The following is a 13463-nucleotide window of genomic DNA, read 5'->3' as shown; positions in this document are numbered from 1 at the left end:
TCAGGCCTGACGTTTATCTTCCGTCTGGGTATCGAAGTCGCTCGCTGAATGGCGCTCATGCAACTGCTCGCTCAGCTCGCCGTTGGTGCGGTTAACGATGCGTCCGCGTTTAACCCCAGGGCGATTCGCCACATCTTTTGCCCAGCGCTGCACGTTGGTGTACTTCCCGGCGTCGAGGAACTCGGCGGCGTTGTAAACGCTGCCCAGCGCCACGCAGCCAAACCACGGCCAGATCGCCATATCGGCGATGGTGTACTCTTCGCCTGCCACGTAGCGGCCGCGCGCCAGCTGTTTGTCCAGCACGTCGAACAGGCGTTTAGCTTCCATGGTGAAGCGATCGATAGCGTACTCAATCTTCACCGGCGCATAGTTGTAGAAGTGGCCGAAACCGCCGCCGAGGAACGGGGCCGCGCCCTGTAACCAGAACAGCCAGTTCAGGGTTTCCGTTCGTCCTGCCGGATCTTTTGGCAGGAAGTGACCAAACTTTTCGGCCAGATAGAGCAGGATATTGCCGGATTCAAAGACGCGCGTCGGCGGGGTGGTAGAGTGGTCACGCAGCGCCGGGATCTTCGAGTTCGGGTTCACGTCGACAAACCCGCTGGAGAACTGATCGCCCTCACCGATGCGGATTAGCCATGCGTCGTATTCCGCGCCCGTTACACCCAGCGCCAGCAGCTCCTCCAGCATGATGGTAACTTTCTGTCCATTCGGCGTACCCAGAGAGTACAGCTGGAGCGGGTGCGCGCCCACGGGGAGCTCTTTCTCGTGCGTGGCGCCCGAGACAGGACGGTTGATATTGGCGAACGCGCCGCCGTTATTCTGTTTCCATTCCCACACTTTCGGTGGCTGATAGGTATTTTCGGACATGTTGGCCTGCCTTTTTGGTGTTGTGTTGAGGCAGTGTAGCAGGAGATATAGGAACCGTTTAACGATGCGAGCGTAATGGTCAGGGCGGGTGTATGATAACGCCACCTCTGTCAGTTAATTACAACGTGCAGACGACGACAACCCCACAAAAAATTGCCGCCTGCCTGTTTTAGGTTGGACACATGCGTAAAGGAACGTTAAGCAGTGACGCACCCTTCGGGACGTTATTAGGTTATGCGCCGGGTGGCGTGGCGATTTACTCTTCAAATTATGGCAGTCTCGATCCGCGCCACTACCCGGAAGACGCGGAGTTCCGCAGCTATATCGGCAACGAATACATGGGCCATAAATGGCAGTGCGTTGAGTTTGCGCGCCGCTTCCTGTTTCTCAACCACGGGTTTGTCTTTACCGACGTCGGGATGGCGTGGGAGATCTTCTCTCTTCGTTTTTTACGCCAGGTGGTGAACGACAACATTCTGCCGTTACAGGCCTTTGCCAATGGCTCGAAGCGCGCGCCGCAGGCCGGGGCGCTGCTTATCTGGCAAAAGGGCGGTGAGTTTCAGGAGACCGGACACGTGGCCGTCATCACCCAGTTGCTGGACGACAGGGTGCGCATTGCGGAGCAGAACGTTATCCATGCTCCGCTGCCGCTGGGGCAGCAGTGGACGCGCGAGCTGCGTCTGAGCGTTGAAAACGGCTGCTATACGCTTCATGACACGTTCAGCGATACCGAGATCCTCGGCTGGATGATCCAGACGGAGGAGACTGAACACAGCATCCCTCAGCCGGAGATCGACGGTGAGCTGCTGAAAATCAGCGGCGCGCGGCTGAAGAACAGCCGTCAGTTTGACGGGAAATGGCTCAATGAAAACGACGCCCTGCAACAGGCGTACGTTCGCGCCAACGGCCACGTTATCAACAAAGATCCCTGCCAGTACTTCACCATTACCGAAAGCGCCGAGCAGGAGCTGATCAAAGCCACCAACGAACTGCACCTGATGTACCTCCACGCCACCGACAAGGTGCTGAAAGACGACAATCTCCTCGCGCTTTTCGACATCCCGAAAATCCTCTGGCCGCGCCTGCGCCTCTCCTGGCAGTGGCGTCGTCACCATATGATCACCGGTCGTATGGATTTCTGCATGGATGAGCGCGGCATCAAGGTTTACGAGTACAACGCGGATTCCGCCTCCTGCCATACCGAGGGCGGGCTCATTCTCGAAGAGTGGGTGAAAAACGGCTATCGCGGCACCGGCCACAATCCGGCGGAAGGCTTGCTGGAGGAGCTGACCGGCGCCTGGAAGCACAGCCACGCGCGGCCGTTCGTGCATATCATGCAGGACAACGATACTGAAGAGGATTACCACGCACTCTTTATTCAGCGCTCGCTGATCCAGGCCGGGTTTGAAACCAAAATCCTCCATGGCCTGGGCGCGCTGAGCTGGGATGCAGCCGGGCAACTGATTGATGATGAAGGCCGTCACGTCAACTGCGTATGGAAAACCTGGGCGTGGGAAACGGCGATTGAGCAGATCCGCGAGGTGAGCGAAACCGAGTACGCCGCCGTGCCTATCCGCACCGGACACCCGCAGGGTGAAGTACGCCTGATCGACGTCCTTCTGCGCCCGGAAGTGCTGGTCTTCGAACCGCTGTGGACGGTGATCCCCGGTAACAAGGCGATTCTGCCGGTGCTGTGGCAGCTGTTCCCGAACCACCGCTATCTGCTGGATACCGACTTCGAGGTGAACGACCTGCTGAAGCAGACCGGTTACGCCGTTAAGCCTATTGCCGGGCGCTGCGGGAGCAACATCGACCTCATCAGCGCTCAGGATGAGTTGCTGGATAAATCCAGCGGCAAGTTTGTCGATCGTAAAAATATCTATCAGCAGCTGTGGTGCCTGCCGAAGGTTGACGGCAAATACATTCAGGTCTGCACCTTTACCGTGGGCGGGAACTATGGCGGAACCTGTCTGCGCGGGGATGAGTCGCTAGTGGTGAAAAAAGAGAGCGATATTGAACCGCTGATTGTGGTGAAAGATAAGTAATTCATACCCGCGACAAAAAGCCCCCGCCGGATAACCGGCGGGGGCTTTTTCTTACGCTTCTTCCTCGTCCTGCTGTTCGCTAATCTTGAGATCAATGATGCGGCCGATCTGGTCATGATAGACCGTCAGCAGGTTGTACTGGCTCATCTCCGAGATAAGCTGCGGTGAAACGTCAAAGCTTCTGGCAAGCTCGTCATGGTGCAAATAGCCCGCACGACGGCGTCTTACGTGGGTACGTCGACGATTGTACTGATACCATAAAATCAGAAGCCAGCCGTTGAGTACGGCGAGCAGCAAATAAATTAGTACCGTGTTAAAGGAAGCAATGATGTCTCCCCACCGGTACTCGCTCTCTTCAGTTAACTGCATCCACAGCCGGGCATACAGAAAAAACAGAAATCCTCCCCACGCCAGCAGCGTTAACGCGGTATCGAAAAGGCGTGGGAGTAGCCGGTGTTCAGTCAAAATTAAGGTATTTTCGTTCATTGAAGACGTCCTTTTCCCCGGTCCGGGCTGATCCAGCGTGCGCGTCCGCGCTGGCGCTTAAGCATAACTTTTGGAAATGCAACAAGGGTGGTGAACAGGCCAATCATCCAGTAGACCATCGGGAACCAAATCACCCAGAAAAGCGAGCTCGCCACTTTTCGCTCGTACCGCCGCTCGATGTACAGGCTGACAAGGAACTGCATCAGGCACATAACGCCCAGCAATAGCCCGGTAAACGCCGGTGGAAAGAGGGTTTCAACGGTCAGGTTGGCGGGCACCGGCGCGACATGGCTGATGAGGAATAACAGTACCGTCACCGCGTAAGCAAACGCCCACAGCGTTGACAGCGCGTACTCCATAAACAGGGGCCACATGCGATGGTGTTCCCAGCGCACTATTCTGCGAAGGTTGACCAGAAACACCTCCGCGCCGCCCTGCGCCCAGCGCAGACGCTGTTTCCACAGGCCTTTGAGGGTCTCCGGCATCAGGATCCAGCACAGCGCCCGCGGCTCGAAAAAGATATCCCAGTGGCGCAGCTGGAGTTTCCAGCTGATGTCGATGTCTTCCGTGATCATGTCCGGACTCCAGTACCCGACGTCCGCCAGCGCCTGGCGGCGAAAGGCGGCGATCACGCCCGAGACGGTAAAGACCCGGCCATAGATCCGCTGCGTCCGTTTGATAAGCCCAATGATGGATGAGAACTCGCCCACCTGAATACGGCCAATCAGCGTCGAGCGCGTGCGAATGCGCGGGTTCCCGGTGACGGCCCCAACGTGGGGATACTGGATCAGCGGCGCCACCAGATACGCCGCCGTGTCGCGGTCAAGCAGGGCGTCGCCGTCAATGCAGACCAGCAGATCGCCACGGGCCGCCGCTGCCCCGGCCTTGAGCGCAACGGCTTTCCCCTGGTTCTCCGCGAGGTTAATCACCCGCAGGCGCGGCTGCTCCAGCGCGAGCTGGTGCAGCTCCCGGGCGGTGTTGTCGGAAGATCCGTCGTTAATGGCGATAACTTCAATATTTTCATACCGTTGAGCCAGCGCTGCGCTGATGGTCTCTCTGGCATTCCTTTCCTCGTTGAAGCAGGGAATAAGGATGGAAATTAACGGCTCACCGGCGAGCATCGGGGCTGGCGTTTCTTTGCCCCACGGCCAGCGTCGTTCGAGCTGAAACCAGAAGTAGAGACCGCCGGTTATCCACAACACGGACATGAACAGCGGCCAGAAGAACACAAAATCCAGGATCAGCTCGCCGGTAAACAGGGCGGCAACGCCTAATGGCAGCCCGAACACCAGACATAAAATAGAGAATGCGATAATGCGATCAGTCATTGTCAGGATACCAGTAGGAAGATAATTCAGGCCTGATGCGGGATATAGCAGGCTGGTTGTTAATGAAATCGTCGGGGTAGTAACCGTAGTTTTTGACGCCGTTCAACTGGAGCACGCGCATCCACTCCACCAGACGCTCGTCGGGAACGGGGCGTTGCGGTGTTTGCGACCAGTCTCTCGCCTGGAGTTCAAAAATGGTCTTATTGAGCGCGCCGGGCCGCGCGGCGACGGCTTTAACCAAACGCGTAAGCCATGCATTGCTCTCCTCTACCGGGACGGACTCCATCAGGGGCATTGCCATCGGTACCGTCCAGTCATAGGCCGCCAGAAAATCATCAAGATTCTGCGCAAACCACGCTTCGCTTTCGGGTTGCAGAATGGGCAAGACGAACATATTCCGCGCGGTTTTAATTTGCGGACCACGAATGTCCTTTACCGCCTGGCTTAAGGCCTGGGTAAACCCAATAAGCAGCTGACTCCTCTGGCGCGCGGTATCCTGCCCGGCATCGTCAACGTCCGTCAGCACCGCATCGTCATGGAACACAATCCCGTTGAAGCTGGCATGCCGGGCTAAATCTTCATAGATTTCCGTCACCTGCTGGCGAACCTGCGGGTTCCATGGCGAAAGCCTGATATAGGGATCGGTGGCCTCGTGCAATGCGCCTGTCTGACGATCCCGACGCTGAACGCGCGGCAGGGAAGGATCGAGATCGAACGAGAGCACCGGCATCCACGCGAAGACCTTCACGCCCGCCCGGGTCTGGAGCTGCCAGGAGACAAAATTAAAGAGATCGGCCCGAACCGGTAGCCGGCGGTTGGGGAAATAGAGCGCTTTGATTTTGCCGTCGCCCTGCGGGTCGGCAAAGGCCTGGAGGAAAGCATGGCTTATTTTCATGTCGTAGACCCGCTGGACCAGCTTGTTGATATTCTGGGCCTGCTGAGCCGGGTCGGGATCGTAAACGTAGTCGAGATCGACGTGCATGACGCGCACGGGATCGTGCTCCTGGATCTGGCTGACCGTACTAGCAAAGGTTTTGAGCGAGGGATTCCCGGCAATCAGCAGGCGGGGAATGCTGCTGAGATTGCCCACGTCGCCCAGTCCGTCCTCCAGGGTAAAGGCCAGGCGGTAGCCCTCTTTTTTGGCAATAGACAGTGACGTGCCGTTGGCTGCTCCGTACGGCCAGACCCAGGCGCGCGGCGCTTTCCCGGTTACCCGGGTGATTTTATCCGTCACCTTGCGCACGTCATCGCCGATCCGCTGGCTGAACTGTGCGTCAGTTTCATAGCGCCCCGTCGCTTTATCATAAAAGCGGCTGGCGATGGCCGGTTCACGGCTGCCCTGTGGGTTGGCCGGAATGCCGTAATGGGAGGCCCAGGTATGCGCGCCGATTTCAACCAGCGGGGAGCGGCTTAACTCGCGCACCATATCCCACGTCGCGAACCGATCGCGGGGCGTCATCAGACCGCCGAAGTTAACCTTTTGATTTGACGGCGTATCCACCCAGCTGCCCACCGGCGCCCACAGCGCAGGAACGTTCCATGCCTGAAGCAGCGGCCAGACGCGGGTATAAAAGCTGCTGTAGCCATCGTCAAAGCTGAGTAAAACGGCTTTCTGCGGCAGCGTTTTCTTTCCCTCATGGGCATCAAGAATGTCCTGCACGCTGATGGCGTGATAGCCGTTATGCAAAAGCCAGCTAATCTGCTCGTTTAACGCGCTGGTGCGAACGGAGAGATAGCGCTGATCGGCGGCATCATCTTCAACGTCGTGATAGGCGAGCACCAGAAACTGGTTTTTCGGCCAGGGTTTGCTTGCCTCCTGCTGCGGCCTTTCTTTGGGCGCAATAAACGAGAGCGCCTGCGCGTAAACGCTCGCGCTGAGGCAGAGACAGGCGGTGAGTAACAGTCTCACTGAAAAACGTGTGTTCAGCATAGTCATCCTTAAAAGCGTAAAGTCGCATCAAACGAGACGGAGAGATTGCTTTCGCGTTTGCCGTCGTAAGGGCGTTTATCCCAGTTCAGCATTACCCCGGTATCCACGACGTTATTCCACTGAATGCGTTGCCCGTAACCCAGCAGGGTAATGGCGCCAGGTGACTGATTTTTCTGCCAGTATCTGCCGCCGCCGGCGACAATCTGCTGGCTCCAGAGGGTGTCGTAGTGGCGGTACATCTCATGGTCAACGGACAGGGCGGCCGTGACGGACAGATCCCGCGCCGGGTTGTAATAAAGCGTATCCCGCAGGCTGTTTTTACTGGCGGCGATCCCCGGTTCGAGATCCAGCGTCAGGGACGGGGTTTGCCAGAGGCGTTCTTTCCCCGTGAGGACATATTCCTGACGGCGGTTATGGTCTGAGAAGCGGCTGACGGCGGCGCTAAGCTGATACTCCCGGCGCTCGTTTTGATACCAGCGCACTCCGCCTTCGCCTCGGTTCGCGCTTATGCCATTGCGTAGCGCCCGTAAGGGCGTGGTGCGGGACAACCGTTCGAGGCTACCGCTGATCTGCCAGCTGTCACTGAGGCTGTAAGTCGTTGAGAGCCGGGCACCCGGCTTGTTTTCACCGTGATAGCGGTTGCTGGAGATCTCGGCTTCGAGCGTCAGGTCGCGTGGCCGCCACTCAACGCCGCCCAACAGGTGGCGGCTGATGCCTTTGCCTTCGTCAAAATTGCCCTGTGCATAGCGGGCGCCGGCAAACAGCCGCCAGCTATCCGCCACGGGCGGGCCATAGAGCGTGGCGTCCCAGCTCATGTCGTGGGTACCGCTGACGGGGTTATCTGAGTGCAATCCTTTACCCGCGTTCAGACGCAGTTCAGACATATGGTGGACCGCTCTGAGCCGGTCCAGGCGGCGGGCGCTGCGATCGGCGGGGGCGCGAGACAGCACGTCCTCAGCCAGTAAATCCATCTGTCGCCACTCCTGAAGGTCCATTGCGACGTAAGCCTGCTGTTTTTCAAGCTCCAGATTCGACGGTTCAAGCGCCTCTGCTTGCTTAAGCTTTTGCTCGGCCGCGCGCGGCAGGCCCCGCGCCTGAAGCAGGGCGGCATAATCAATCTGTAACCCCTGATTGCCCGGTGCCGTTGACGCCAGACGATGCGCCAGCTTTTCGGCCTCCGGCAGGGCGTTGGTCGCCAGCAAATAGTTAAAGTTGAGTGACTGCCCGGTAAGCCACCGATCGTTTGGCTGGGCGGTGGGGGACCCGAAATCGTAGCGGGTCCAGGGAACGCTGCGGGTCTCGCGCTCAACGTAGCGGCGGGCGGCCTGATACTGCCCCGTATCCAGCCAGGCGTAGAAAAGCGCATGTTCCTCGTCCTGCGGATCGGAGGCGTATTGTGGATAGCGTTGCACAAGCGAGAAGGCGGCGACGGCGTTTTTCTCCTGCAAATATGCAGAGATCACCCAGCCGATGGCCCACTCCGGCACCGGATGCTGTGCGGCTGTCAGCGCCTGATATTCGCTAATGACCTGCCGGTAATCACCCTGCGCATACAGCGCACCAAGCCGATCGATACGGGCAAGGATGATGTCTTCAGCCGCCTGCGGGTCGTTTTGCCAGCGGGAAAGCAGGGCCTGGTAACGATCTAATGCGCTTTGTGCCAGCCGCAGGCGCTCTTTCTCCGTTCTGCCCGGCACATCCGCCAGGCGTACCCGTTCAGCCGCGGCGTTACGCTCAAGGCGGCGGCGCTCCGCAGGAGAGAGCGCCGCGTTTTGTGACAGCCAGAGTGCGGGCGTGCTTACCCGGTTATCCGTTAGCGCATCGATCGTCTCGCGAAGAAGGGCCTCATTCCCTGGCGCGGCGCTCAGCGCCCGCATGTCCGCCAGCAGCCGATCCCTGTTTTTTCCCTGGCGCATCCAGACATAGGAGAGCGTCTCAAGGTGCGCGGAAGAAGGCTCTTCCTTTACCAGTTGCCGGGCTTCCGATAGCGCGAGACGATCCATGCGGGCATCGGCCAGGGTCTTCACATAGCCGATGCGGTAATCGTCGTTATCCGGCGCAAGGCTGCGCGCCTCTTTCCACAGCGACAGGGCAGATGGCCAGGCCTTTTGGTTTCTCCTGGATTGCGCGACAGCAGCGATGGCGCGAGCGGGCAGCGGCATATAGATGCCATAACGCTGCCAGACCTGGATAACCTCATCATCGCGCCCTGCCCAGGAGGCAACCTGTAACCAGTCCGCAACCTGTTCGGGCGTTAAAGCATGTTGTTGCTCATAGCGCTGTAGATAATCAAGAAACTGAGCGTAATTACCGTTACGTGCCTGTTGAATCTGATGCGCATAAGCGGATTCATCAGCCTGAACCAGAACAGGAAAGAGTAAAGGCAGGAGTAATAATATTGTGGTGCGATAAAAGAATAACGTAGTGAAGCGAAGCGATCTTTCCATATCTATTTGCCATTTGTTTATCATGAATCCATTGCATAACACGGCCGCCTTTTAACTCAGCGTTAAAGGCCATAAAGGAGAACATTAAATCTGAATGGTGCTACGTTACGGGATACTTACTTAAAGGTAATTATGAGCCCTCATCTCGGTGATTCAGTTGGGGGTAATGTACACCCGATGTGTTGGGGGATAAATAAGTTGAAAAGCGGGTGGGGTGTTTTGAGATAATTCTGGAAGATGACGGTTTTTTAGATAATTTAATTCGCGGCTTTTGTTTTTAACTTATTGATAATATTTATTTTTTATTCGTTTGTTTTTCTTTTTGTTATATTCGAAATGAAGTTCTGCTCAGTTAATTAAAGTACTTTCCGGTGCGTGTTTGGGAAGTTTCATGACAAAAATTCTTAATGTTAAGGGAAGTGACTTTTCTGAAATTCTTTTTTATTTATAATTAACGTCAGCCATTGAGTGATAGTCTACGAAAAGTCTAGCTCACCAATGTGCATATTGAGGGATGATCAAAGCCAGAAAACATTTGCCGTTAATGTAAAGCGCTATAAGCGAAAGCGTTCTTCTTTCTTAAGAGGCGGGCTTGCTTTAATCTAAAAGGGATGGTTAGTGGCGACTTCAATTGTGTTAGTGACTCAGGATTGTTTCCTTGTCAGGGGGATGCGGCTATTTTTCCCGGATATAATTTGCCTCAGTTCGATTGACAGAAACATATTTGATACCGGTGCAGATGAATATACTGTACTGATTGATAGCCGTACGCCGCTCCGTTTATATGATTACCTGATACGCCATCCGGCCAGAACGAGAAAAACGATCTGCTGCGTTATGCTGGATATGCACCCTCGAGAGGAGGAGCTTCTCAGTATGAAGCTGTTTATGAACACGTCGCTTACGGCGCCGGATATGGCGTCGTTATTCAATCTGGTGCTCGATATGAAAGGCAGGCGTCTGACAACCAAATGGCTGCTTAACTTACGCCTGAGTCGACACGAAGCGGTAATGATCCGGTTGCTGAAGGCAGGGAGGTCAATGGAAGAGATTGCAGATAAGCTGAATATGTCGGTCAAAAGCCTCTATCGCAAGCGAACGGTGCTGTCGGAGCGGTTAGGGGCGGGGAACTTCAACGAGGCGTGTTTATTCATCTTCAAAAACAAACTGCTGGACGCGGTTGGGAACGATCCCTAGCTCAGTCAGAAGCCAAAAGCACAAACCCGCCACGAGGGCGGGTTCTTTTAATGGACATAATTCAGAACGACCAGCGCAGATTGGCGTTAACCGAGTTGACGCGGGTATCCGCACCATATTGTCCCTGGTAACCCACATCCAGCGTCGCAGCACGCGACAGCTGTACGCTCACGCCGATATCACCCACCATTACGTCCTCATCGACGGCCTGTCCCTGAGTAATGAACGCGTCGCTGCCCGCAAACGCCATGCGCGAAGAGGTATTCTTATCGCCATAAGCGTGCTGCCAGCCCAGCGAACCGTAGAGGTTAACGTTTTTCGGCAGCTCGGTAACACCGCGTACCCCGAGTGTGGAATAGAAGGTGTTCATCGTTTCGTTACGTACGCTCAGCGCAGCGGCACCGCCGTCTTCCCTGAAGCTGTCGGTATGCAGCCGGATGTACGATAAATTGACGAACGGCTCAATATTCATATCAGGCTGGCCGAAACGGTAGCCCGCTTCGGTGAACGCCAGCAGCGAGTTGGCGTCGTAATCCGACTTCAGCCGATCCGAGAAGCCGCTGAAATCAACATTGCGCTCGCCTTCAATCTTGTGCCAGGTGTAACCCAGCGCGCCGCGAAGGGAGAACGCATCCTGTTGACCCGCCGCATACAGGCCAAGATGGTAGTTGTCGGTATCCGCTGAGGAACGACGGCTGTCGACGTCGTAATCACCCCGGCTGTAGCCGAAATAGCCACCGACACGCACGTTATGATCCGCCAGCTTGCGATCTGCCCCCAGCAGGAAGCCGGTGGTGTTGCCGTCCAGCTTGCCTACGTTATCGTCGCCGCTGTTTTTACTCCAGGAGCTGAAGGTCTGGCCCCAGACGCCATTATTTTGCGGCTCCGGCTGCTGCACCAGCGACATTGCTAACGGTGGTATCGGCAGGCTGTCGTTATCAAACGCGCGCTGCATACGCTGGTTTAACACGTTAAAAACCTGCGTGCTGCTGGCGATCAGGTTGGACTGCATTGACGGATAAACTTCGCCAGACAGCTGGTTGAACGCCTCGCGCGCTTCCGGTGCGCTGAGCAGCAGCAGCGAGTTATACAGCGCCAGCGACGGGCCGCTTTGCGTCAGCGTGGAGAGCGCGCCGGCGGTATTCCACTGGTTGCTGCTTTTGGCCACGGTCTGGAAAATCCCCGGCTTGCCGCTGCCCGGGTTTTCACCGCCAGGGTTTTCCCCTCCTGGATTCTCACCTCCCGGATTTTCGCCTCCGGGGTTTTCTCCTCCCGGATTCTCACCTCCCGGGTTTTCGCCTCCAGGATTCTCGCCGCCGGTCTCTTTCTGCGCGATGGTCAGATCCACGGCGTTGGTGCCTTGCTTGAGCGCCACGTCCAGGAAGGCGGATTTGGAAATCGCTCCGGCGAACTCACCGTCAATCCCTCCCTCGGAGGTTAAAATGCGGTAGCTTTGGCCCGTTTTATAGCTGGTTTGCGGGTCCAGCGCGGTGACCTGTACCTTAGCCTGATCGCTAATGGTGGTTTTGCCCGATACCAGCAGTTGGTCGCTGCTGCCATCTCCCGCGATATCTACGTCATAGAAGGATTCGCCGATAAAGTTCAGATAGCGTTTCAGCGTCAACGTACCGATAGTGCCGTCACCGGGCGAGATATGCCCCCCGGACAAGATCTCGGTCTGGCCCAGCGTGCCGTTGCCGCCCAGCGTGCCGCCGGCCTTGATTGACGCGGCGCTGCTGTAACCCGCCCCGTTGCTGACGTCTGAACCCGCCGTCGCGTTGAGGATCAGCGTGCCGCCGTTCTCCGCGCTAAGCGTCTGAATATCAAAAATATCGTCTTCTGGCTGGGTGTTAATATTGCTGGCAATGATGACTTTACCGCCCCGCGCGGTTACGTTCGCCTTGAGTCCGGAAAGATCGCCGTTCAGGGTCGTCTGCCCGGAGGTGTTGATCACCTCACCTTCGCCGCTCATCTTGTTGCTGAAGACGTAATTTGCGTCGGTATGGTTGAAGTAGACATAGCTGCCGAACAGTCCGCCACGCAGGCTGATTGCCGTCTTCGCATCGAGGGAACCTGCGCCGCCCGCCGTGCCAAGCGTTGGCTCAGTTAAACCCGTGCCGGTGTCCATATTGCCGCGGCTGCCGATGATGAGCGCTCCCCGGTTTGAGCCGGAACCCGATGTCCCCACGATCAGCGCATTGCTGCCTGCTGAAAATGAACCGCCGTCAATCACCGACAGCACGCCATTGCCATAATCGCCCACGCTCACGCTGCTGCCGCTGGTAAAGCGCGAGTCTTTGCCCGCAATAACCAGCTCGGCCGTTTTACCTGCCCCGGAGACGCCCGCTACCTGCACGCCGCCCACGTTAACCGCACCGCCGTTCAGCACGTCCAGGTCGCCATAAAGCGTCAACGTACGGCCAACGTTCCACTGTGAGCCGCTCCCCGTGACGGTGGCTTTCGGGCTTAGCGTGTCGGTTTCACCCGGCCCGGTACCGTTGCCGATGCGCGCATCGTAGGCGGTGCTGAGCGCCGCGCCGTCCTCAATCGCCAGCGTGGAACGTGCGCCCAGATCGGTGCCTACGCTAAGAAAATTACTGGTCACACGAGAGCCAGCGCCCGTGGCGATAAGGTGGCTGTCGTAACCGCGGGTGGTGCCGACAACGATCTCCTTTGCGCTCGCCAGCGCGCCTTCTTCGACCCGCAGGGTGCCGAGGCCAAGATTCAGGTCGCCGCGCAGGACGTACCGATCGTTCACCGCATTAAGCTCAGCGTTTGGCCCGCGGACCGTGACCACGCTTTCATAAATTTGGCCGTCGAACAGCCGACCGATATTGATGTTATAGGCGGTGATTTTGCCGTTATCGATCAGCAGGTTTCCGCGTTGGTTACGTCCAACATAAACATCTCCGGTGTAACCCAGCGTTTCGGTAATACGCGAGTCGCCATCAAAAATGGCATCAGCCGCACGCGCGACATCGACAGGTAAAAGCAGTAGCAGCGGTGCGGAAAAAAGAGCGAGGTAAAGTCTGGAAAGCGGCGTCTTAACCGCTAAAGAATGCGATGTAGAGTTATTCACGGGCTATCTCCGTACTCATTAGCGTGATGTCAGGAAAATCGTTTTTATATGACAACTCAGATACGTCGAATAATGTAAAAGGCG

General features: G+C 56.8%; 8 protein-coding genes. 2 read left to right on the top strand and 6 right to left on the bottom strand.

Annotation, left to right across the window (positions count from 1 at the left end):
- The gene (gene yghU, locus INF58_RS03455) at positions 1-867 is read right to left on the bottom strand and encodes a glutathione-dependent disulfide-bond oxidoreductase (protein WP_063451193.1); all 867 of its coding nucleotides are present in this window, start codon (positions 865-867) and stop codon (positions 1-3) included.
- 182 nt (positions 868-1049) lie between these two features.
- On the opposite strand from yghU, the gene gss reads away from it, so the two are divergent.
- Positions 1050-2912, top strand: coding sequence for a bifunctional glutathionylspermidine amidase/synthase (gene gss / locus INF58_RS03450; RefSeq protein WP_193527007.1), 1863 nt, complete (start codon positions 1050-1052; stop codon positions 2910-2912).
- 51 nt (positions 2913-2963) lie between these two features.
- Here gss and pgaD read toward each other — a convergent pair whose 3' ends face one another.
- The 4 genes from pgaD to pgaA are packed head-to-tail and all read right to left on the bottom strand — an operon-like array spanning position 2964 to position 9103.
- The gene (gene pgaD, locus INF58_RS03445; RefSeq protein ID WP_063451195.1) at positions 2964-3398 is read right to left on the bottom strand and encodes a poly-beta-1,6-N-acetyl-D-glucosamine biosynthesis protein PgaD; all 435 of its coding nucleotides are present in this window, start codon (positions 3396-3398) and stop codon (positions 2964-2966) included.
- The gene (pgaC, locus tag INF58_RS03440) at positions 3395-4726 is read right to left on the bottom strand and encodes a poly-beta-1,6-N-acetyl-D-glucosamine synthase (protein ID WP_193527006.1); all 1332 of its coding nucleotides are present in this window, start codon (positions 4724-4726) and stop codon (positions 3395-3397) included. The genes pgaD and pgaC overlap by 4 nt, the downstream gene beginning before the upstream one ends.
- Positions 4719-6656, bottom strand: coding sequence for a poly-beta-1,6-N-acetyl-D-glucosamine N-deacetylase PgaB (gene pgaB / locus INF58_RS03435; protein ID WP_193527005.1), 1938 nt, complete (start codon positions 6654-6656; stop codon positions 4719-4721). The genes pgaC and pgaB overlap by 8 nt, the downstream gene beginning before the upstream one ends.
- Before the next feature lie 8 nt (positions 6657-6664).
- Positions 6665-9103 (bottom strand): poly-beta-1,6 N-acetyl-D-glucosamine export porin PgaA, encoded by a 2439-nt coding sequence (gene pgaA, locus INF58_RS03430; protein ID WP_193527004.1) that lies wholly within the window; start codon positions 9101-9103, stop codon positions 6665-6667.
- A gap of 669 nt (positions 9104-9772) precedes the next feature.
- Here pgaA and INF58_RS03425 point away from each other — a divergent pair.
- Positions 9773-10300, top strand: a complete 528-nt coding sequence (locus INF58_RS03425) for a LuxR C-terminal-related transcriptional regulator (RefSeq protein WP_193527099.1) — start codon at positions 9773-9775, stop codon at positions 10298-10300.
- Positions 10301-10361: 61 nt separating this feature from the next.
- Here INF58_RS03425 and INF58_RS03420 read toward each other — a convergent pair whose 3' ends face one another.
- Positions 10362-13379, bottom strand: coding sequence for an autotransporter outer membrane beta-barrel domain-containing protein (locus INF58_RS03420; protein WP_193527003.1), 3018 nt, complete (start codon positions 13377-13379; stop codon positions 10362-10364).
- Positions 13380-13463: the final 84 nt, after the last annotated feature.

It is taken from the genome of Enterobacter cloacae complex sp. P24RS (assembly GCF_014982165.1).
GTDB classification, from domain to species: Bacteria; Pseudomonadota; Gammaproteobacteria; order Enterobacterales; family Enterobacteriaceae; genus Enterobacter; species Enterobacter quasihormaechei.
This window is presented reverse-complemented; position numbering and strand designations above follow the sequence as displayed.